Annotated in this window: 21 protein-coding genes and 1 pseudogene; all 22 read left to right on the top strand. The window is 43.4% G+C overall.

Annotated elements, in window-relative coordinates; all coding sequences use genetic code 11:
• The first annotated feature begins 2 nt into the window (after positions 1–2).
• The 22 genes and pseudogenes from DWZ67_RS08430 (at position 3) to DWZ67_RS08330 (ending at position 22989) form a co-directional block, all read left to right on the top strand.
• Entirely contained in the window at positions 3–1127 is a 1125-nt protein-coding gene (locus tag DWZ67_RS08430; RefSeq protein WP_087332560.1) for a polysaccharide pyruvyl transferase family protein, read from the top strand.
• The gene (locus tag DWZ67_RS08425; RefSeq protein ID WP_162612927.1) at positions 1120–2280 is read left to right on the top strand and encodes a Coenzyme F420 hydrogenase/dehydrogenase, beta subunit C-terminal domain; all 1161 of its coding nucleotides are present in this window, start codon (positions 1120–1122) and stop codon (positions 2278–2280) included. The genes DWZ67_RS08430 and DWZ67_RS08425 overlap by 8 nt, the downstream gene beginning before the upstream one ends.
• A 9-nt stretch (positions 2281–2289) precedes the next feature.
• Entirely contained in the window at positions 2290–3276 is a 987-nt protein-coding gene (locus tag DWZ67_RS08420) for a glycosyltransferase family 2 protein (RefSeq protein WP_087332558.1), read from the top strand.
• Positions 3277–3305: 29 nt separating this feature from the next.
• Positions 3306–4448 (top strand): glycosyltransferase family 4 protein, encoded by a 1143-nt coding sequence (locus DWZ67_RS08415; protein WP_087332557.1) that lies wholly within the window; start codon positions 3306–3308, stop codon positions 4446–4448.
• 554 nt (positions 4449–5002) lie between these two features.
• Positions 5003–5278 (top strand): hypothetical protein, encoded by a 276-nt coding sequence (locus DWZ67_RS20380; protein ID WP_239420904.1) that lies wholly within the window; start codon positions 5003–5005, stop codon positions 5276–5278.
• Positions 5279–5433: 155 nt separating this feature from the next.
• Positions 5434–6042, top strand: coding sequence for a sugar transferase (locus tag DWZ67_RS08405; protein ID WP_087332620.1), 609 nt, complete (start codon positions 5434–5436; stop codon positions 6040–6042).
• Positions 6029–7222, top strand: coding sequence for a diaminopimelate decarboxylase (locus DWZ67_RS08400; protein WP_087332556.1), 1194 nt, complete (start codon positions 6029–6031; stop codon positions 7220–7222). The genes DWZ67_RS08405 and DWZ67_RS08400 overlap by 14 nt, the downstream gene beginning before the upstream one ends.
• A gap of 4 nt (positions 7223–7226) precedes the next feature.
• Entirely contained in the window at positions 7227–8228 is a 1002-nt protein-coding gene (locus tag DWZ67_RS08395) for an ATP-grasp domain-containing protein (protein ID WP_061411846.1), read from the top strand.
• 14 nt (positions 8229–8242) lie between these two features.
• Positions 8243–9499, top strand: coding sequence for a DegT/DnrJ/EryC1/StrS family aminotransferase (locus DWZ67_RS08390; RefSeq protein WP_061411848.1), 1257 nt, complete (start codon positions 8243–8245; stop codon positions 9497–9499).
• 56 nt (positions 9500–9555) lie between these two features.
• Positions 9556–9786: pseudogene (locus DWZ67_RS08385) on the top strand (hypothetical protein); the annotation flags it as partial.
• Between the two features lie 187 nt (positions 9787–9973).
• On the top strand, positions 9974–10474 hold the full coding sequence (locus DWZ67_RS08380) for an HU family DNA-binding protein (RefSeq protein WP_120138571.1): 501 nt from the start codon (positions 9974–9976) through the stop codon (positions 10472–10474).
• Between the two features lie 32 nt (positions 10475–10506).
• Positions 10507–10602 carry a smalltalk protein gene (locus DWZ67_RS20075; RefSeq protein WP_005828262.1) on the top strand — a complete coding sequence of 32 codons (96 nt, stop codon included), beginning with the start codon at positions 10507–10509 and terminating at the stop codon, positions 10600–10602.
• A gap of 152 nt (positions 10603–10754) precedes the next feature.
• Complete coding sequence (gene pheT, locus DWZ67_RS08375) at positions 10755–13217, top strand: phenylalanine--tRNA ligase subunit beta (protein ID WP_120138569.1); 2463 nt, start codon at positions 10755–10757, stop codon at positions 13215–13217.
• Between the two features lie 45 nt (positions 13218–13262).
• Positions 13263–14000: a YebC/PmpR family DNA-binding transcriptional regulator gene (locus DWZ67_RS08370; RefSeq protein ID WP_005828265.1), complete on the top strand. Its 738-nt coding sequence runs from the start codon at positions 13263–13265 to the stop codon at positions 13998–14000.
• Complete coding sequence (locus tag DWZ67_RS08365) at positions 14000–14245, top strand: TIGR03905 family TSCPD domain-containing protein (RefSeq protein WP_005836420.1); 246 nt, start codon at positions 14000–14002, stop codon at positions 14243–14245. The genes DWZ67_RS08370 and DWZ67_RS08365 overlap by 1 nt, the downstream gene beginning before the upstream one ends.
• Before the next feature lie 126 nt (positions 14246–14371).
• Positions 14372–15637 (top strand): Nramp family divalent metal transporter, encoded by a 1266-nt coding sequence (locus DWZ67_RS08360; protein ID WP_009036937.1) that lies wholly within the window; start codon positions 14372–14374, stop codon positions 15635–15637.
• Positions 15638–15669: 32 nt separating this feature from the next.
• Positions 15670–16434: an exodeoxyribonuclease III gene (locus DWZ67_RS08355; protein ID WP_005828268.1), complete on the top strand. Its 765-nt coding sequence runs from the start codon at positions 15670–15672 to the stop codon at positions 16432–16434.
• Entirely contained in the window at positions 16434–16904 is a 471-nt protein-coding gene (locus DWZ67_RS08350; RefSeq protein ID WP_035457924.1) for a C-GCAxxG-C-C family protein, read from the top strand. The genes DWZ67_RS08355 and DWZ67_RS08350 overlap by 1 nt, the downstream gene beginning before the upstream one ends.
• 150 nt (positions 16905–17054) lie before the next feature.
• Entirely contained in the window at positions 17055–17255 is a 201-nt protein-coding gene (locus tag DWZ67_RS08345; RefSeq protein ID WP_005828272.1) for a winged helix-turn-helix domain-containing protein, read from the top strand.
• Positions 17256–17379: 124 nt separating this feature from the next.
• Complete coding sequence (gene lepA / locus DWZ67_RS08340; protein ID WP_005828274.1) at positions 17380–19161, top strand: translation elongation factor 4; 1782 nt, start codon at positions 17380–17382, stop codon at positions 19159–19161.
• Between the two features lie 39 nt (positions 19162–19200).
• Complete coding sequence (gene nhaA, locus DWZ67_RS08335; RefSeq protein ID WP_005828276.1) at positions 19201–20520, top strand: Na+/H+ antiporter NhaA; 1320 nt, start codon at positions 19201–19203, stop codon at positions 20518–20520.
• Between the two features lie 192 nt (positions 20521–20712).
• Positions 20713–22989, top strand: a complete 2277-nt coding sequence (locus DWZ67_RS08330; RefSeq protein WP_120138687.1) for a PAS domain-containing sensor histidine kinase — start codon at positions 20713–20715, stop codon at positions 22987–22989.
• Positions 22990–23066 lie beyond the last annotated feature (77 nt).

Here is a 23066-nt window from a genome sequence, read left to right as displayed (position 1 = left end):
GTATGAAGAGTTTAGGGATTATTACTATTCATCGTATATTTAACTATGGCTCTGTTTTTCAAGCTTATGCTCTTCAACAAGTATGTGAGGATTTAGGTTATAGAACAGAAATAATTGATTATCGCTATCCTAATGTGCAGCATCAGAATAATAGGTTTGCAACAATGGGGAATTCTCAGTCAAATGAGCCTAAATGGATTAAATATCTATTTGTAAAAGCTTTGTTGCGACAACACAAAGGGATCAGTAATTTTGTGTATCGGTATCAGCATTTATCGCCTATCACTTATAATTCTCCGGAAGAACTGAAGAAAAATCCTCCACGGTATGATGTATATATTACAGGTAGTGATCAACTTTGGAATCCGTGTTATTGTAATGGTGATCCGGCTTTTCTCCTTCATTTTGCTCCGGATGATGCACTGAAGATCTCTTATGCTGCAAGTATTGGAATGAGGGATATACCCTTAGAATTGCATATGCTTTATAAAGAACTATTAGACCGTTATAAACACATCTCAGTGAGAGAAGACTCCGGTATAAATGTAATTCGTGATATTACGGGAATGGAAGCAAAAGCTGTGCTTGATCCTACATTGCTTCTTGATAAAGATGAGTGGAATAAGATAGCTGTGCCTAAACGTTTAATAAAAAAAAAATATATACTCTGCTACTATCTTAATTATACATTCAATGCTTTTCCTTATGTGGATGATTTGACCGCTTATATGCAGAAGCAAACAGGTTATGAAATTGTTCATGTGGCAAGGCCCCCACACAAACTGGTGTATGGTCACACATGGTATCGTGTAGGTGCATCTCCGGAAGAATTTCTTGCTTTAGTTAGAGATGCGGAAATGGTACTTACTACCTCATTTCATGGAACTGCATTTGCTCTTAACTATGGAAAGCCCTTGCTTACGGTAGTGCAAGATAGAAATGCAAGTGATAGCAGACAGGTAAGTTTAATGCATAGTCTTAATCTTGATGCTCAGGTATTGTCTGTAAAAGATGTTTTTCCTGATGAAAGCTTATTTTCCTATAATGTGGGCGAAGAACAAATTCGATTATCGGCATTACGAAAAGAATCCAGACAATTTTTAATTGATGTACTTCGAGATGAATAAGATGGAACTCTGTGATGGTAACAACTGTACACAATGCTATGCTTGTCAAACTATCTGTCCTAAAGGATGTATTTCTATGCAGGAAGCGAAGGACGGCTTCTTAGTCCCTGTAATAGATTATGAAGCGTGTATAGCGTGTGGAAAATGTGTGAAAGCTTGTCATAAATTGACTTCATGCATACAGTATCAGACTCCCATAGAGACTTATGCTTGTTGGACAAAGGTATTGGTTGATCGTAAAAAAAGCTCCTCAGGGGGAGCATTTTCGGTCATAGCGCGCAAGATACTTAGTTTGCAAGGTATTGTATATGGAGCATCAATGTGTTCGGATTTGAAGGTAAGGCACATTGGCATAGAGTGTGTTGACGATTTAATTCGGTTGCAAGGTTCAAAGTACTTGCAATCATATGTAGGAAGCATATATAAGGAAATTAAGGCACAACTTTGCAAAGGTAGAAAGGTACTTTTTACCGGGACTCCTTGTCAGGTAGCAGGATTGCTTACATATTTACATCGAAGGTATGACAATTTGTATACTTGTGATCTAGTTTGTCATGGTGTACCTTCGCAGAAGGCGTTTGATATTTATGTTGACAAAATTGGTCTTAGGGGTAAGTGTGAAAATGTGAGTTTTAGATGTACAGATGGCTGGGGATATCAAATGTCCAAATATTTAGTATTCCCAACTAAAAATGAATATAGTGATAAAAGAGTGATATTCCCTAAGAATACCTATTATTTGAGAGCATTTACAAAAGGATTGATGTTTAGTGAAGCTTGCTATTCGTGTGTATATGCCCGACCAGAAAGGGTGAGTGATATTACTTTGGCAGACTATTGGGGAATAGGTGTGAAAATACCATTCAATTATTCTACTTCTAAAGGTGTGTCTTTGATGTTGATAAATAGTGAGAAAGCTTTATCATTGTTGAATGACTGTTCTGATCTATTTATGGAAAAAAGGCCTTTGGAAGAGGCTATAGAAGGTAACTATAATCTTTCACATGTTTCAAAAAGGCCAGAGGGAAGAAATACTTATTTTGAAGATTCTCAAAAATTGTCGATAGATACACTGTCTGCTAAATATGGTATTAAATCTTCTATTCGTGATTATTTACGTCTTTTGAAACAGATGATTAATTCATTTAAATAGAATTCCTTTATGAGAATAAGTTTTGTCGTTCCGGTTTATAAGGTAGAAAAATATTTGGATGAGTGTGTAGAGAGTATTTTGACACAAACATATAAAAATTTTGAGATTATTTTAGTAGATGATGGGTCTCCAGACAGTTGTCCTGCAATGTGCGATGCTTGGGCGGTTAAAGATAATAGAGTCAAAGTGTTGCATAAAATTAATGGAGGTCTTTCTGATGCTCGTAATGCTGGTGTTCGAATAGCGACAGGAGATTATGTGATATTTGTAGATAGTGATGATTTTTGGATAAATAAAGACTGTTTGCAGAAATTGATGGAGGTGGTGAAGAATAATTGCGATTGTGATTTTATCAATTTCAACTGTTCCTATTATTATACAGATACTAATCTTTATCGTAAATGGGTAGCTTTTGATGAAAGATTAGCTTATCCTACAGATAAAAATTCAGCAATGCATTTATTGGTTGCATCGGGTACAATGCCTATGAGTGCATGCTTGAAAGTTATTTCTCGGAAATCTCTTTTAAATATGGGATTGACTTTCGTAAGAGGTATTCGTGGTGAAGATATTGTTTGGTTTATCGATTTGTTGGATGGTTGTGATAAATGTATGTTTGTTAACCATTATATTTATGCATATAGACAAAATGTGGTAGGCAGTATTACCAATACAGATTGTGAACAAAGTTTTAATGACCTTTTTAATCTTCTGAAGTTAGAAATAGAAAGAGTAAATATTCGGACATTTTCAGAGTCTGCAAAGAATGATTTACGTTCTTTTTTAGCTTATGAATTTTGTATTTTGCTTTCTTTAGTAGGCTCACTTAAACTAAATATTCGTGGTGATAAACGCAGGCAATTATTGGAATACAGATGGCTGCTTCGTTTTACCAGTAATCCTAAAGTGAGAATGGTCGCCTGGGTCAATAAGATTCTGGGGATCAGGTTTACCGAATGGTTACTGAAGCTTTATATTAGTAAAATGAAGAGATAAGTGGGGTATAGCGATTGTTTGTAAAAGATATGACAATCAGAAAATATAAAATCATCCGATCTGTAACTGTGGATGAGTCATTAGGTTTTGTTGAACCGATGATTCCATCTTTGAAAGAAAAATATGAGGTGCAATTGTTGTGTTCTCCAGGAAAGAATATTGATCGAATTTGTCAGGAATATGGAGTAAAAGGGCATCGGATATATATGTTCCGTAGAATGTCTCCATTTAAGGATCTTTTATCGTTGTTTCGACTTATTGTAATATTCTGTGAGGAGAAGCCTTATATGGTGCATTCTATGACTCCGAAAGCTGGGTTGCTTTGTATGTTGGCAGCTTGGGTAGCGCGGGTTCCGCGAAGGGTACATACATTCACGGGACTTATTTGGCCAACAGCTTCGGGATTATCTCGCAAGATTTTGATGGTAACAGATTGGTTGACTTGTACCTGCGCAACACATGTGATTCCCGAAGGACAAGGAGTTCTTGATGATTTACAGCGATACATCACAAAGAAACCAATGCGGGTATTGGGATATGGTAATGTTCGTGGCGTGGACATGGTGAAATTCAGTCGTAGGCCAGAGGTTATAGAGCAAGCTAATGTGCTTAGAAAAGAAGGCATGTTTACGTTTATTTTCGTAGGTCGTATTGTGGGAGACAAAGGTATAAATGAGTTGGTTATGGCTTTTTGCAAACTGAACCAGAGATACCCTAATACTCGTCTGTATCTTGTGGGAAGTTATGAATCAGATTTAGATCCAGTGAGGCTTGATATATTGGATACTATTAATACAGATCCTGCGATTGAGGCAGTAGGTTCAAAATCTGCAAATGATTTGTTGGCTTACTATGTTGCAAGTGATTGTTTTGTATTTCCTAGTTATCGCGAAGGTTTTCCGAATACAGTTTTGGAGGCTGGTGCTATGGGGCTTCCATGTATAGTGACAGATATTAATGGTTCCCGTGAGATTATTGAGAATAACAAGAATGGGATGATTATCCCTTCTAAGAATGTGGATGCTCTTTACAATGCAATGAAACAGATGCTTCTGAATAGAGAGCAGACTCAACAATTTATTGCTAATGCAAGACCAATGATCGAAGCTCGTTTTGAGCAAGGATTTGTGCGTAAATGTTTGTATGAATTTTATGAAGAAATAATAAATTGACAGTTTACCATAAATATACCCCCTATGAATGAGAAAATTGTAGTTTTCTGTGCTATCGGAAATTTAGGTGCATATATAGCTATCCATATGAAGGAGTAGGGATATGATGTAATTGCTGTTGGTCATAGGAAAAATGATAACAATTTTTTTGCTGATCGTGGAATAGTTTATTATTCTGTTGACATCAAAGACCCGAAGTCTTTTGATGTTCTCTCACTTGATAATGTATATGTAGTGGCTCATTTCGCAAGCTCATTGCCTTCACGTTATGCGTTTGATCCAATTATTTGAATCCATAACCATTGGTACATTAAATGTATTGAATTGGATGCGAAAAATCAATTGTACAAAAATTGTATTTCCACAAACTCCTTCAGATATGGCAAAATATCATAATTAAAAAGGGCTGATTATACAATTGCTAAAAATGCGGCTATTGATTTAATGGAGTATTATCATGCTGAATATGGAATTTGTTTTTTTTGCACTCCGCTTTTTAAATTTATCAGTATCATCCGAATGCCTACCATTATGAAGATTGTAAAAAGAGAATAATGCCTTACAGAATGTTGATGTACAGGGCGAGTAGAAGTTTACCTATTGAGATTTGGAGAAATTGTAAGAAAAAGAAGGAAATGGTCTATATCAAGGATTTTGTAAGATTAGTTCAGGCTTGCATGGAGTCGGATAAGCAGGGAGGTATTTATAATTGTGATAATGGATGGCAGGTTTCATTAGAAGAGCAGATTAAAGGTATTATTGAAATATTTTCATTTAAAGATAGCCCTTCGGAAATTATTTATTGCCTAGAGAAGCCGGATCCCCTGTAAAATGCTGTTGAGATGACCAAGACTTTTGCTGATTTTCCTATTTATCGTCTGGAATAAATTATTTGGAACAGTTAAGGGATTTTAAAAAAAGAGATGGAAGAGGAACCCATGGTTCAGCTTTGGGGTACGAAAGATAATTATATTTAATAATAATGATGTACGAAAGATATATTAAGCGTATCATTGATTTCATAATAGTGTTTTGTGTATTATTGGTAATCTGGCCTTTTTTGCTCGTAATAATTGTTTTACTACTTCTTTTTAATGAGGGGGCAGGTGCTTTCTTCTTTCAGGAGCGTCCCGGTAAGGGTGGAAAGATTTTCCGAGTAATAAAGTTTAAGACAATGACGGATGAATGTGATGCTGATGGACAGTTATTACCGGATGCTGACCGGTTAACTAAGGTAGGTCGTTTTGTCCGTTCTATCTCAATAGACGAACTTCCGCAACTGATAAATGTGTTGAAGGGGGATATGGCTTTGATAGGACCGCGCCCCTTACTACCTCAATATCTACCTTTGTACAGCAAAGAACAGGCGCGTCGCCATGAAGTTCGTCCAGGTATTACTGGGTGGGCTCAAGTGAACGGGCGGAATGCTATTTCATGGACTAAGAAGTTTGAATTAGATGTGTGGTATGTAGACCATATTTCATTCTTTCTGGACTTGAAGATTATATTCCTTACAATGAGAAAAGTGTTTATGAGAGATGGGATAAATTCGGAGAATGATGCAACAATGGAGGACTTTAATGGAAATAATTAGTCAGCATAAAGATTTGATAACTCCCTGTTTTATTCTTGATCCAAGGGAATTAGTTAGAAGTATTCATGGTTATCAGACTGCTTTGAATAGCCATTTTGAGAAATCAGTCATTGGTTATTCTGTAAAGACTAATTCTACGCCTTATTGTTTGAAGTTAGCTGGCGAAAATGGCGCTTATGCTGAAGTAGTTTCTTATGATGAATATGAGTTAGTTAAGTTATGTGGCTTTGATCAAAGGCATATTATCTACAATGGTCCTATGAAGTCAAAAGAAACGTTTCTTGATGCAGTGATGAATGGGGCGATTGTAAATATTGAAACGAAAAGGGAATTATTATGGCTTCAGGAACTTCCACAGGATAGGATCTTCAGAGTGGGAATCCGTTTGAATATTAATATCAGTCGTATTTCTCCAGAGGATGCTGAAGGGGATAATGATAATAGCCGTTTTGGTTTCTCGGATGATACAATGGAATTTGCTGATGCTATTGGCTTGATAAAGTCTTTATCCAATGTGGTGCTTGACGGATTACATATCCATAGGACAGCTCATAGTCGTAGTATTCGTTTTTATAAAAAATCCATTGGTTATGCTTGTGAAGTAATTAAAAAGTATGGTTTACACTTGGACTACATAGATGTAGGAGGCGGCTATTTTGGCATTTTTTCCAACAAGCCTACTTATCAGCAATATAGTGATAGTTTTTATGAAGTACTGAGCCAACACGGATTGGAACGACTTTGTATTATAGTAGAACCAGGGAATGCATTGGTAGCCTCCTGCTATGACTTTCTTAGTGAGGTAATTGATGTGAAACATGTGGAGGGTGAATGTTGGTTCATTACGACAGATGGTTCACGCAATGACATTGATCCATTTTTCAAGAAATCATCTTATTGGGAAAAAGAGCTTTATCGTACGGAAACATCGGTGGTGAAAAGACAGATTATATCAGGATGTACCTGTCTGGAATATGATCGCTTGTTTACACTTACAGATAAACCGTTACTCAGTGTTGGTGATAGAATCCTTTATAAAAATGTGGGTGCTTATACCATGTGTCTCACCCCGATGTTCATCAGATATGTCCCTAATATTTATGTCAGGGAAATTGATGGTTATTCACTGATAAGGGAAAAGTGGACTGCCGAAGAATATATTCAAAAATCTAAAATTTAAACAGATGGATAACATTTTATTTTGTAGTGTGGGGCGCAGAGCCACTCTACTGAAGGATTTTCGTTTATCAATGAATAGCTGTGGCAAGATTGTGGCGGTTGACCTTAGTCCTGTAGCTCCGGCTCTCTTTTATGCGGATGAGGCTTATTTAGTTCCTCGTATTGATGCTCCGGATTACTATGACAAAGTTCTTGAAATCTGTGAGAAAAGTGACATAAAGGCCATTACTACTTTGATTGATCCTGAAATAGAGCTTCTGGCAAGGCATAGGGAGGATTTGCTTGCAAAAGGTATTTTACCGCTATGTCCTGCTGATTGGACTGCCCGTCTGTGCTTCGATAAATATGAGATGTTTAAGTATCTCCATGAAAAAGGTGTACGTACAGTGCTTACGTATAATTCACTCGAGGGATTGAAAGAAGGTTTGAACAAGGGTGAGATTTTCTTTCCTGTATTTATGAAGCCTATCTCTGGAAGTGGTAGTATAGGTATTGGTAGGGTGAATAATTGGGAAGAGGCAGAGGCTAAGTTTAACGATGGCAAGTTTACTTATATTATTCAAGAATTGATGACGGGTGGTGATTGTGATGCTGACGTTTATGTGGATTGTATCAGTCATAAACCTGTAGCTGCTTTTAGCAAGAAGAAGATAGAGAGCCGGATAGGTGGCGCAAGTAAGACCATTTCTTTCAAAGATTCAAAACTTTTTGATTTTATAGAGGAAGTTTGTTCTGTACTCGAGCTAAACGGTCCTTGCGATATGGATTTCTTTATTAAGAATGGTGAGTATTATTTGTCAGAAATCAATCCTCGTTTTGGTGGTGCTTACCTGCACGCTTATGGAGCAGGTGTAGATTTTATCAAATTGATTCTGAATAATATTCATGGAGTAGAGAACAAATCTGTCATAGGTCAATATGATGAAGACATTATTATGATGATGTATGACGATGTAGTAATTACTCGCAAAGACGAACTGATATCGGATGATTTCCCTTTGATTTAATTGCCAAAATAATCATGTTTGAAAGAAAAAACATTTATCTCTGCCTTGCCCATATGAGCGAGGAGGGTATTGAACAGAAATATGTAAAAGAAGCCTTCGATACGAACTGGGTGGTTCCTCTCGGTCCTAACGTGAATGCTTTTGAAGAGGATTTGAAACGTTTTGTAGGCGAAGGTAAGGAAGTGGTGGCACTTTCGGCCGGTACGGCGGCAGTACATTTGGCTCTGTTGGCTTGCGGAGTGGGACAGGGTGACGAAGTGATTGTACAAAGCTTCACATTCTGTGCGTCTTCGCATCCGGTCACTTATCTGGGGGCTGTTCCGGTATTTGTGGATTCTGAGAAAGAAACTTGGAACATGTCTCCGGAACTGTTGGAAGAAGCCATCAAGGACCGCATTGCCAAGACTGGAAAAAAGCCAAAAGCTATTGTTCCTGTGGCATTGTACGGCATGCCCTATGACTGTACACGTATCATGGAGATAGCCGATAGGTATGCTATTCCAGTGGTGGAAGATGCTGCCGAAGGTTTTGGCTCCCGTTTTAAGGGACAGGTACTGGGGACGTTCGGCAAGTTCGGGGTGCTGAGCTTTAACGGTAACAAGATGATTACTACCAGTGGCGGTGGTGCGTTGATTTGTAAAGATGCCGAAAGCAAGAATCAAATCATGTGGTATGCCACGCAGGCTCGTGAGGCTTATCCTTATTACCAGCATGAGGCGATAGGGTATAACTATCGCATGAGTAATATATGTGCAGGTATTGGTCGTGGTCAAATGACCGTTGCCGATAAGCATATTGCACATCACCGACATGTGCAGGCTCTCTATAAGGAACTGCTTAAGGATGTGGAGGGGGTATTGCTGCATGAAGCTCCTTCGGCTGATTATGACTCTAATTTCTGGCTTTGTACAATCACTCTGGATTCTTCACTTCGCATCAAAGGGCAGGAAAATGCTTATAAGGATGTTGTCAGGACTGCCGTAGGTGGTGCTGCAGGTGTGATTCATGCCGTAGATTGTGCTACAACAGATTGCCAGCCCAACGAGAATGTGGAGGCTTTGCGTGCTTTTATGCTTGGCAAAAAAATAGAGGCACGTCCGGTTTGGAAACCGATGCACAAGCAGCCGGTCTATAAGGATGCTCCGGCTTATATCAATGGGGTATCCGAAGCTATTTTTAAAATCGGTATGTGCCTTCCTGCCGGGCCGTGGGTGACTGATGAAGATGTATATTATATCGTGGAGTGTATAAAAGAGGCCATAGTAAAATAATAGATGAAAATACAGCTTTTTTAACTACGACCTTGACAACGCTGTCGGTTGCCAATACGTTTGTCAATGCGGATTTCATCTATACCGTTGTCTGTTCCGTTCTAGTCTTCTGCTTCTTCAATTTCTGCAAGCGTGCCAAATATTCACCGCCTGATGCTTCATGAGAATATCGGACTACCGCATCGCAAACATCTTATCAGATTATGGCGAATGAGCTGAAGATTCCCCATGTCATAGTATCTTTGACCTATATGGCAGTACAGGCAATCATCATCGTAGGATATCTTGATTAAGTTGGCTTGCCTAATCTGTCAGCTTGTAAATCAATACTTTATGAACTTATCTCAGAAAACAGCTTCAGCGAGGCTGTTTTCTTTGTTTACAGGCAAATATATCCTCACCTTTGCATTGTTGATCAACAAAACGAGATTAAAAACCATGTTGAATTAAAAATGTAAAAAGGAGAAAGAAACTATGCCTTTATTTTATTATGCAAGACAGTCGTCTCTGGCGACAAAAGAGGGTGCCAAACTTTGGCATCTGAGTTTGAAGAAAGTGGGAAGAGCCGTGGATGCACAACAGCTGGCTGAGGTGATTGCCGAGAAGTCTTCCCTGACTTCGGGTGACGTACATAATGTAATCCGTAACCTGATGACGGTAATGAGGAGCCAGTTGCTGAACAGCCGTACGGTGCGTCTGGATGGCCTGGGCACATTCACCATGAAGGTCCGTACGCGAGGTAAGGGAGTGGCCAAATCTGAAGACGTGAATCCCAATCAGGTGACTGCTTTGCGCTGCCAGTTTACTCCGGAATACACGCGCCCGGCTGCCATCGGCACTACGCGTGCCCTGCTCCAGGGTGTGGAGTTTGAGAAATGGACGGGAGTGGTGACTGACAGTAAGGATGATGCCGGTGATGGTGGTAATTCCGGTGGCGGTTCCGACGGTGACCAGGGAGAGAACCCGTTAGGATAAGATGTATTTACTAATTTTGAAAGATTAAAACTATGAAAAAGAACGTTTGGGACAAGATTTTGAAGGTAGTGATAGCTGTTGCTTCCGCCATATTGGGAGCTTTAGGCGCCAATGCAATGAATGTATAAATTGTAGATTTATATAGAATATTAGGAGAAAGGCGGTGAAGGAAAAGCACTTCATCGCCTTTTTGTTATTTTCTTCATTTATAATTCCCTGCCAACCAAAAAATCTTATTACCTTTGCAGGTCACTTTTGGAAACAATAAAAATATAATGATATGAATATCTCTTATAATTGGTTGAAAGAGTATGTCGATTTCGATTTGACACCGGATGAAGTTGCTGCGGCACTGACCTCCATCGGACTGGAAACGGGAAGTGTGGAAGAGGTGCAAACCATTAAAGGCGGACTGGAAGGACTGGTCATCGGCGAAGTGCTGACATGCGAAGCTCATCCTAACTCAGACCATATGCACGTCACTACGGTGAACCTGGGACAAGGTGAACCCGTGCAGATTGTATGCGGCGCTCCGAATGTAGCTGCCGGACAGAAAGTGGTAGTAGCCACGTTGGGTACAAAACTGTATGACGGTGACGAATGCTTTACCATCAAGAAATCAAAACTTCGTGGCGTGGAATCTGTCGGCATGATTTGTGCTGAGGATGAAATCGGTATCGGTACGGACCACGCAGGCATCATCGTACTGCCGGAGACAGCTGTTCCGGGTACGCTTGCCAAGGACTACTATAACATCAAGAGCGATTACGTGCTGGAAGTGGACATCACTCCCAACCGTGCCGATGCTTGCTCACATTATGGGGTGGCACGCGACTTGTATGCCTACTTGATACAGAACGGTAAGCCGGCTACTTTAAAGAAACCTTCGGTAGACGCTTTTGCGGTAGAAAATCACGACTTGGATATTAAAGTAACTGTAGAGAACAGCGAGGCATGTCCCCGATATGCCGGCGTTACGGTGAAAGGGGTTACAGTGAAAGAAAGCCCCGAATGGTTGCAGAACAAGTTGCGTATTATCGGCCTGCGTCCTATCAATAATGTGGTGGATATTACCAACTATATCGTTCATGCTTTCGGCCAGCCGCTGCACTGCTTCGATGCGGATAAGATTAAAGGCGGTGAGGTGATTGTAAAGACCATGCCGGAAGGTACTCCGTTTGTAACTCTTGATGGCGTGGAGCGTAAATTGAACGAACGCGACCTGATGATTTGCAACAAGGAAGAGGCGATGTGTATTGCCGGTGTGTTCGGCGGTCTGGATTCCGGTTCTACGGAAACCACCAAGGATGTGTTCCTTGAAAGTGCCTACTTCCATCCGACATGGGTGCGCAAGACAGCCCGTCGTCATGGATTGAACACAGATGCTTCTTTCCGTTTTGAAAGAGGTATTGACCCGAATGCCACTATTTACTGCCTGAAGCTGGCTGCTTTGATGGTAAAGGAACTTGCCGGAGGTACCATTTCTTCTGAAATAAAAGATGTGTGCGCCGCTCCTGCCAAGGATTTCCGTGTGGAACTTGCCTATGAGAAAGTGAACTCACTGATTGGCAAAGTTATTCCGGTCGATACCATCAAGAGCATCGTGACAAGTCTGGAAATGAAGATTGTAGACGAGACAGCCGAAGGGCTTACGCTGGATGTTCCTCCTTACCGTGTGGACGTGCAGCGCGATTGCGATGTGATAGAGGATATTCTGCGTATCTACGGATATAATAATGTGGAGATTCCGACTACCTTGAAGTCTTGTCTGACTACCAAGGGTGAATATGATAAATCCAACAAACTGCAAAACCTGGTTGCCGAGCAGCTGGTGGGCTGTGGTTTCAATGAGATTCTGAACAACTCGTTGACGCGTGCCGCTTACTATGACAACTTGGAGTCTTATCCGTCGAAGAATCTGGTAATGTTGCTGAATCCGTTGAGTGCAGACTTGAATGCCATGCGTCAGACACTGCTTTTCGGTGGATTGGAAAGCATCTCGCACAACGCCAACCGTAAGAATGCAGACCTGAAATTCTTTGAATTCGGTAATTGTTATCACTTCAACGAAGAAAAGAAGAATCCGGAAAAGGTGCTTGCCGCTTATTCCGAAGACTATCATCTTGGTTTGTGGGTGACTGGCAAGAGGGTTGTAAACTCATGGGCTCATCCGGATGAGAACAGCTCGGTATATGAGCTGAAGGCATACGTTGAGAATGTCTTTGCCAGATTGGGGCTGCACATGCATGATTTGGTTGTCGGCAATCTGACTGATGACATCTATGCTGCCGGTTTATCCGTACAGACAAGGGGTGGAAAGCGGTTGGCTACTTTCGGTATTGTAACAAAGAAGCTGCTGAAGGCATTCGATATTGACAACGAGGTTTACTATGCCGATTTCAACTGGAAAGAATTGCTGAAGGCCATCCGCAATGTGAAGGTGAGCTATACGGAAATCTCCAAGTTCCCTGCCGTGAAACGCGACTTGGCACTGCTGCTCGACAAGAAAGTGCAATTTGCGGAAATTGAGAAGATTGCCTACGAGACGGAGAAAAAGCTGCTGAAGGAGGTCTCTCTCTTCGACGTTTATGAGGGTAAGAATCTGGAAGCTGGTAAGAAGAGTTACGCGGTGAGCTTCTTGCTGCAGGATGAGAATGCCACGTTGAACGATAAGCAGATTGACAAGATTATGTCCAAACTGGTGAAGAACCTGGAGGACAAGTTGAATGCCAAGCTGCGTTGATTCATTATTTAGAATTTATAATTCATAATTTAAAATACAGTTCCAATGGGAAGAGCGTTTGAATATAGAAAAGCTGCCAAATTGAAAAGATGGGGTCACATGGCAAAGACCTTTACAAGACTGGGTAAACAAATTGCTATTGCGGTGAAGGCCGGTGGTCCGGAGCCGGAAAACAACCCGACACTGCGTTCGGTTATCGCTACTTGTAAGCGTGAAAACATGCCGAAGGATAATATTGAACGTGCTATCAAGAATGCGATGGGTAAGGACCAGAGCGACTATAAGGGTATGACTTATGAAGGATACGGTCCTCACGGTGTAGCTGTTTTTGTGGATACACTGACCGATAACACTACCCGTACAGTAGCCGATGTGCGTTCCGTGTTCAACAAGTTCGGCGGTAACTTGGGAACAATGGGTTCACTGGCTTTCTTGTTTGACCACAAGTGTGTGTTCACTTTCAAGAAGAAAGACGGTATCGATATGGAAGAACTCATTCTTGACTTGATAGACTATGATGTAGAGGAAGACTACGAAGAGGATGAAGAAGAAGGTACTATCACTATTTATGGTGACCCGAAAAGCTATGCAGCTATCCAGAAACATTTGGAAGAGTGCGGTTTTGAAGATGTCGGTGGAGAGTTTACCTATATTCCGAACGATATGAAGGATGTGACTCCCGAGCAACGCGAAACCATCGACAAGATGATAGAGCGTCTCGAAGAGTTTGATGATGTACAGACGGTTTATACTAACATGAAACCGGAAGAAGGCGGAGAATAATGACATATACATACAAGACGCAAGGTACGTGTAGCAGTAACATCGAACTGAATGTGGAAGATGGTATTGTGAAAGAAGTGGCATTTTGGGGTGGATGTAATGGAAACCTGCAAGGACTTTCACGTTTGGTGAAAGGCATGCCGGTAGATGCGGTGATTGCCCGTTTGGAAGGAATTCGCTGCGGAAGACGTTCCACTTCCTGCCCCGACCAATTGTGCAAGGCATTGCACGAGATGGGGTATTGAGCCTCCTGCCTGAAAGAATGGATGAGAGCCCCTGACATTGAAAGATGCCAGGGGCTTTTTTTGAACCTAACATGGAGGTATTTGTTATTATTTGAGTATTTTTACGCTCTTAATTGAACAGACACAATGAAGAATATTTTTAAAGACTTGAAACGGAGAGACCACAAACGCTATCTGGGCGGTCTGGACGTTTTTAAATATATAGGTCCCGGACTGCTGGTGACTGTGGGCTTTATTGACCCGGGGAACTGGGCATCTAATTTTGCGGCAGGGTCTGAATTTGGCTATTCATTGCTGTGGGTCGTGACTTTATCCACTATCATGCTGATTGTATTGCAGCATAATGTGGCGCATCTTGGCATTGTAACCGGCTTGTGCTTGTCCGAAGCCGCTACCAAATATACTCCTTCCTGGGTGTCGCGTCCCATATTGGGTACAGCAGTGCTGGCTTCCATCTCGACTTCGCTGGCAGAGATATTGGGAGGTGCCATCGCTTTGCAGATGCTGTTTGACATTCCCATCATATGGGGCTCTGTCTTGACTACCGTATTTGTAGTCGTCATGCTTTTCACTAATTCCTACAAGAAGATAGAACGTTCCATCATTGCTTTTGTTTCGGTCATCGGGCTCTCCTTTATCTATGAGCTGTTTCTGGTGAAGATAGATTGGCCGCTGGCCGCACAAGGGTGGGTGACACCTTCGTTCCCGCATGGGAGCATGCTGATTATCATGAGTGTGCTCGGTGCGGTGGTGATGCCGCATAATCTGTTTCTGCACTCGGAAGTGATACAGAGCCATGAATATAATAAGAAAGATGATGCATCCATCCGTAAGGTGTTGAAATATGAATTGTTCGACACGCTGTTCTCTATGATTGTGGGATGGGCCATCAACAGTGCCATGATACTGCTGGCTGCGGCAACTTTCTTTAAAAGCGGTATTCAGGTGGAAGAGTTGCAGCAGGCCAAATCCTTGCTGGAGCCGTTGCTGGGGAGCAGTGCTGCCGTGGTTTTTGCATTGGCATTACTGATGGCGGGTATATCTTCCACGATAACCAGCGGTATGGCGGCAGGTTCTATCTTTGCCGGTATTTTCGGAGAATCCTATCATATCAAAGACAGTCACTCGCAGGTGGGTGTGATTCTGTCGCTGGGCATTGCACTGCTGCTGATTTTCTTTATCGGAGACCCGTTCAAAGGACTGCTGATTTCACAGATGATACTGAGCATCCAGCTGCCGTTCACGGTTTTCCTGCAAGTAGGACTGACTTCTTCGCGCAAAGTGATGGGGCAGTATGTAAACAGCAAATGGAGTACATTTGTACTTTATGCCATTGCTGCGGTGGTCACTGTGCTGAATATCATGCTGCTGGTATCCGAGTTGACATCTTGAATAATTCATTTTTAAGAAATCAAATAAGTAGTATGAAGATTATTACATATAACGTAAATGGGCTGAGGGCTGCCGTGACAAAAGGTTTTCCCGAGTGGCTGGCACAAGAGCAGCCGGATGTGCTTTGTTTGCAGGAAACAAAGCTGCAACCGGAACAGTATCCGGCAGAGGCGCTGGATGCTTTGGGGTATAAGCATTACCTATATTCTGCACAGAAGAAGGGGTATAGCGGAGTCGCTATTTTGAGCAAGCAAGAACCGGACCATGTGGAGTACGGCATGGGCATTGAAGAATACGATAACGAAGGGCGCTTTATCCGTGCCGACTTCGGCGATGTGTCCGTTGTGAGTGTTTATCATCCTTCCGGTACCAGCGGTGATGAACGCCAGGCCTTTAAGATGGTCTGGTTGGAGAAATTCCAGGAATATGTATTGGAGCTGGAACGTACGCGTCCTAAACTCATTCTTTGCGGCGATTATAATATCTGCCATGAGGCAATAGACATTCACGACCCTATCAGGAATGCCACTAACAGTGGCTTCCTGCCTGAAGAGCGGGAGTGGATGACGCGCTTTCTCAATGCGGGATTCATAGATTCCTTCCGTTGGCTTCATCCCGACAAGCAGGAATATACGTGGTGGAGCTATCGCTTTAATTCACGTGCCAAGAACAAAGGATGGCGCATTGATTATTGCATGGTGAGTGAACCGGTGCGCCCGATGTTGAAGGAGGCGAGAATATTGGGTGACGTTGTTCATTCGGACCATTGTCCGATGTTGTTGGAAATTACAGAATAATGATGATGGAAACAAAAGACAGAATAGAAAAAGCTGTGGAGCTTTTCAAGAGTGGCTATAACTGCTCGCAGTCGGTAGTGGGAGCTTTTGCAGATATGTATGGCTTTACAGAAGAGCAGGCTTTCCGGATGTCCGCCTCTTTTGGTGGTGGCATAGGTCGTATGAGGCAGACATGCGGTGCTGCATGCGGCATGTTCCTATTGGCCGGATTGGAAAAAGGAGCTGTGGAAGGCAAGGACCGTGAAGGTAAGGCGGCAAACTATGCGTTGGTGCAGGAGCTGGCTGCTGAGTTCAAGAAACGGAACGGCTCTTTGATATGTGCTGAACTGTTGGGATTGAGAAAACCGGAAGGTTCGTCCGTTCCGGAAGCCCGTACCGAGCAGTATTATGCTAAACGCCCGTGTGCCAAGATGGTAGAGGTAGCTGCCCAAATTTGGACCGAATACCTGGAAAAAACGTCCTCAAAGTAAGAAAAAAGAACTTTTTTACCCCTTAGTAAGAAAAAAAGTGCCTAATAACGTGTTGTATAACATAAATATACCTATCTTTGCAGCGATATAAAAACACCGACATCTCTATCTTTGGAGATGAGGATAACGTTTAACTAAAAGCAAATAGAAATGTTAAAAGAAAAAGCTGGTAATGTTGCAGGACAGATTTGGACTGCACTGAATGGCACAGATGGCTTGACTCACAAGCAAATCAAGAAAGCAACTAAACTGATCGACAAGGACTTCTTCCTGGGATTGGGCTGGTTGTTAAGAGAAGACAAGGTCTCTACTTCTGAAGTGGAAGGCGAATTGTTTGTAAAGCTGAACTAAGCGAGGAATTGATTGGAATGTTATAAAAAGATGCGTTGGTACATGAATATGTTATCAACGCATTTTTTTTATTTGCTCTGTTTTCATTATCTTTGCGCACCCAATTAATAGATAGTTATTGACAATGAAGAATATACGAAATTTTTGCATTATTGCCCATATCGACCACGGTAAATCAACCTTGGCAGACCGTCTGCTGGAATTTACCAATACTATACAAGTAACTAACGGACAGATGCTGGATGACATGGACCTTGAGAAGGAAAGAGGTATCACCATCAAGAGCCATGCCATACAAATGGAGTATACCTATAAAGGTGAAAAGTATATTCTGAACTTGATAGACACTCCGGGACACGTGGACTTCTCGTACGAGGTGTCACGTTCCATCGCCGCTTGTGAAGGAGCCTTGCTTATTGTAGATGCTTCGCAAGGAGTGCAGGCGCAGACCATTTCAAACCTCTATATGGCGATTGAGCATGATTTGGAGATTATCCCCGTCATCAACAAATGTGACATGGCAAGCGCCATGCCCGAGGAAGTGGAGGACGAAATCGTTGAACTGTTGGGCTGCAAGCGTGATGAGATTATCCGTGCTTCCGGCAAAACAGGCATGGGAGTGGAAGAGATTCTGGCTGCGGTCATTGAGCGTATCCCTCATCCGGAGGGTGACGAGGAAGCTCCGTTGCAGGCGTTGATTTTCGATTCTGTCTTCAATTCTTTCCGTGGTATCATTGCATATTTCAAGATAGTGAACGGTGTGATTCGTAAAGGGGATAAAGTGAAATTCTTCAATACAGGCAAGGAATATGATGCGGATGAAATCGGAGTGCTCAAAATGGAAATGATGCCACGTCCGGAGTTGCGTACGGGGGATGTGGGCTATATCATCTCGGGTATCAAAACCTCTAAGGAAGTGAAAGTAGGTGATACGATTACGCATATTGCCCGTCCTTGCGAAGAGGCCATCGCCGGTTTTGAGGAGGTGAAGCCGATGGTTTTTGCCGGTGTGTACCCCATCGAGGCAGAAGATTTCGAGGACTTGCGTTCTTCTTTGGAGAAGTTGCAGTTGAATGATGCTTCGCTGACTTTCCAGCCTGAGTCTTCATTGGCTTTGGGCTTTGGTTTCCGTTGCGGTTTCCTTGGGCTGCTCCATATGGAGATTGTGCAGGAACGCCTTGACCGCGAATTTGACATGAACGTTATCACCACCGTGCCCAACGTTTCCTACAATATCTATGACAAGCAGGGAAATATGACCGAAGTGCATAACCCCGGCAGCATGCCCGACCCTACCATGATAGACCGTATTGAGGAGCCCTATATCCGTGCCTCGGTGATTACCACTACTGATTACATTGGCCCTATCATGACTCTTTGTCTGGGCAAGCGTGGCGAGCTGGTGAAGCAGGAATATATTTCAGGTAACCGTGTAGAAATATACTATGACATGCCTCTTGGCGAAATAGTTATCGATTTCTATGATAAATTGAAGAGTATCTCTAAGGGATATGCCTCTTTTGACTATCATCCCAACGGTTTTCGTCCTTCCAAACTGGTGAAGCTGGATATTTTGCTGAACGGTGAGCCGGTGGATGCTCTTTCTACCTTGACACACTTTGACAATGCCTACGAATTGGGACGCCGGATGTGCGAGAAGTTGAAAGACCTGATTCCGAGACAGCAGTTCGATATCGCCATTCAGGCTGCTATCGGTGCCAAGATTATTTCCCGGGAAACGATTAAGGCTGTGCGTAAGGACGTAACGGCCAAATGTTATGGCGGTGACGTGAGCCGTAAACGAAAATTGCTTGAGAAACAGAAGAGAGGTAAGAAGCGTATGAAACAGATTGGTAATGTGGAGGTACCTCAGAAAGCGTTCCTGGCAGTCTTGAAGCTGGATTGATGTCGAAAGGATGAAATCTTAAATCAAATATACTTCTTTATGATTATTTTACGTACTGTGAAAAACTTCTCGTCGCTGAATATAGCGGCGAGCATCTTGCTGTTTTTGATGGCTATTTTGGCGGCCGTTATTGCTAATTCGCCGATGGCTCCGTTGTATCAGGGCTTTCTTTTGCAGGAACTGCATCTGCGCATCGGAGACTTTAATTTGTTCTCCCATGGCGGTCATCCGTTGAAAATGATTGAGTTTATAAACGACTGCTTGATGACTGTTTTCTTTCTGGCTGTGGGGTTGGAGATAAAGCGGGAACTGCTGGTGGGTGAACTTTCTTCCTTTCGTAAGGCTTCTTTACCCTTTGTAGCGGCATGTGGCGGTATGTTGGTGCCGGTCATTGTCTATTCACTTTTGGTCGTTCAGGGTACTCCGGAAACGCGCGGTATGGCTATACCGATGGCTACGGATATTGCTTTTTCATTGGGTGTACTCAGTCTGCTGGGTAAACGGGTGCCTTTGAGTCTGAAAATTTTCCTGACGGCATTTGCAGTGGTCGATGATATTGGCGGCATTCTGGTTATTGCCATTTTCTATAGTTCCGAAGTGGCATACGGATATCTTATTGTAGCTGCTGTCCTTTATTTCTTCCTTTACTATATGGGGAAATTCGGTATGACACAGAAGATATTCTTCCTGCTTATCGGGGTAATTATTTGGTATTTGTTCCTTCAGTCGGGCATTCACAGCACTATTTCCGGAGTGATACTGGCCTTTGTAATACCGGCCCGTCCCCGTTTGGATGCCGGGAAATACATTAAACGCATCCGCGACATTATCGGTGATTTTCCGGTTACCAAATCAGATAATATTATATTGACCAATGAGCAGATTGCCACTCTAAAACAAGTGGAGCGCGCTTCTGATCATGTAATTAGTCCTTTGCAATCCCTGGAAGACAATTTGCATGGTGCGGTAAACTTTGTGATACTGCCGCTCTTTGCCTTTGCCAATGCCGGTGTGGTGTTCAGTGGAGGCGGTGGCGTTGTTGGAGCTGTTAGTATAGCGGTGGCTGCAGGATTGCTTCTTGGCAAGTTTATCGGTATTTTTCTGTTTACCTGGCTGGCGGTCAAGAGTGGTTTGTCCTCAATGCCTCCGGGAATGAATTGGAGAAGTGTTGCCGGAGTATCCTTGTTGGGGGGTATTGGCTTTACGGTATCTTTATTTATTGCCAACCTTTCTTTTGCAGGAGAATATCCGGATCTGCTGAACCAGGCGAAGTTTGGTGTATTGCTGGGAACGATTGTTGCCGGTATGTTGGGATATATGGTACTGAATGCGGTGTTGCCGAAGGTTAAGAACAAATAGATCTCCACTTTGGAATACTGGACGAAGAATCGGTTCTTTAGGGATATTCGGTAAATCCTCTGAAAGATAAGTTGGGATGTGTCAATGATTTAAGAAAACGTATTCTTTGTTACAGAAACAGAAGAAATAGTCCATTATTCTTAAAAAACATTCGTATCTTTGCTGATACAAGTCGAAAAGGACCTTCCGGATATGAAGCACATAAAGGCAGTTGCCGGATACATATTGATTCTTTCTCTCTGCCTCGTGTGTGCACACCCTGCCCATGCGGAGACACGGCGTATTGCGCTGATACACTCTTTCGAGCCGGGCTATCCGCCTGCTGCGAAGGCTCTGGAACTGTTGCAAAAAGAGTTCAGCCTTCTCGGCTTGGACTGCGATGTACGCGAATACTATCTGGACTGCGACCGCTACATGGAGGAGGCAGAAAACCTCCGTATGGCCGGTTTCGTGGACGACCTCTCTGCCTGGGGAGCCGAGTTGATAGCCGTGCTCGATGACCAGGCTGCCTATGCGCTGATGGCATGCAGACACCCGTTGGCGCATGAAATACCCGTTGTGTTCAGCGGTGTGAACTATCCCAACATATCTCTGCTCCTGCAATACCCCAACATCACGGGCTATGCCGACACGCCCGATTACTTGCGTACCATACGCATGATAGAGAGTATCATGGGAAAGTCGCGCATCTGCCTGATGAACGGACAAGTGTTTCTGGACCGCAAGATATGGCATGCGTTGAATGAGCAGTGTCGTGGGCAGGGGTTCGCCATCGTGACCTCTACCGAGGGTGCTTACTTTGCCGGTTCCTCCTATCACCGTGTGCGCGAGAGGGAGACTATCAGCCCTATACTGAAACGGCAGAACATAGACGTGTTGCTGGACACCACGAAGATTGTGCGCATGACGAGCGACTCCATAGCGATACGCCATCTGATGTGGCTGGGACGCGGCGACAATACGTTGCTGCTCTACACCAAGCGAGACTATACCACCAAGCGTGTGGGCATGCTCTTCGACAATCCCACGTTTCAGACCATCAACGAGGGCTTCGGCTTTGCCGACTACTTGCTGGGAGGATATTTCACTCCACTGGAAAGCCAGATAAGATACATGGCGACCGGTATCAAGGAACGCCTCGAAGGGCGGATGCCCCGGCAGCAGGTGACGGAATGCGCCAAGCAGTACGTGCTGAACTGGCATGTGCTGCAGAAGTATGGCATCCCGCTCGAGAGCATTCCGGCAGAGTACACTGTGATGTATATCCCTTTTTCGGAGCGCTACCGCTATCCTATACTTATCGGTTCCATCTTGGGCGCAGTCTTCGTGCTGACGGTGATAGTCTTGCTCTCCTTCAGCCTGCTGCGCGAACGCAGGCGCAAGCGTGAGGCATTGCGAAACCTCCTCTACGAGCATGAGACCCTCTGCCTGGCCATCGAAGGAAATTCTACCTACGCCTGGCGACTGGAGGGAGATTCCGTGTCCTGCGACTCGCAGTTTTGCGAGCTTATTCATCATCGCCCCGGCCGTCTTCTGCTCGATGAAATCACTCCCTACATCCATCCCGACGACTTACCCGCCTTCCGCAAGAACATAGCGGCAAGGCATGAACGCACGCACCACAAGGGGCAGTATCGCTGTAACTTCACCGGTGAGTTCCAGTGGTGGGAGTTCAGCTACAATACCATCCACACCCCCGGACACGCACCCATCATAGCCGGATTGCTGCAGAATATCCAGGAACTGAAAGACCACGAGCAGGAGCTGATAGAATCCCGCGAGCTGGCGGAGCAGGCCGAACTGAAACAGTCGTTCCTCAACAACATGAGCCACGAGATCCGCACTCCGCTCAATGCCATTGTCGGCTTCTCGGACATGCTGGCCAATGAGCCGGAGTTTTCAAACGAAGAGCGGCAGGAGTTTGTGGACATTATCAACACCAATACCAAACTGCTGCTGAAGCTGGTGGGCGATGTGCTGGAACTGTCGCGCATCGAGTCGGGTAACCTCTCGTTCACCTTTCAGCGGGAGAGCGTGTGCCGGTTGCTCGATGACGTCTATCAGACGCATAGCCTGCTTATCCGGCCGCCGTTGCAGTTCCTCAAGGATTTCCCTCCCGAAGATGTGCAGGTGAATGTAGACCCCATGCGACTGACACAGGTACTCACCAACTTCCTGAACAATGCCAACAAGTTTACGAAAGGAGGCAGCATCCGGCTGGGGTATTGCTGTCCGTCCGGCATGAGCGAGGTACATCTTTATGTGGAAGACACCGGCATAGGCATTCCGCACAGCGAGCAGAAGATGATTTTCGAGCGTTTCTACAAGCGTAGCGAGTTTTCCCAAGGCGTCGGGTTGGGCTTGTCCATCTGTGTGCTCATCGTCGAAAAGATGGGAGGACGCATCGAACTCCAGTCCGAGGAAGGCCGTGGGAGCCGTTTCACAGTGATACTGCCTTGTATTGAATAAATGCTTAAAAAATGTAATCGTGTTGTAACAACTTTATATATAATTTTGCGTATCTTTGCCAATGTTTTAAGAAATAT

Origin of the sequence: Bacteroides sp. AF34-31BH (genome assembly GCF_003602795.1) — a bacterium.
Lineage (GTDB): Bacteria > Bacteroidota > Bacteroidia > Bacteroidales > Bacteroidaceae > Bacteroides > Bacteroides uniformis.
Note: the sequence above shows the minus strand (reverse complement) of the source record. Positions and strands in the feature narration are given on the sequence as shown.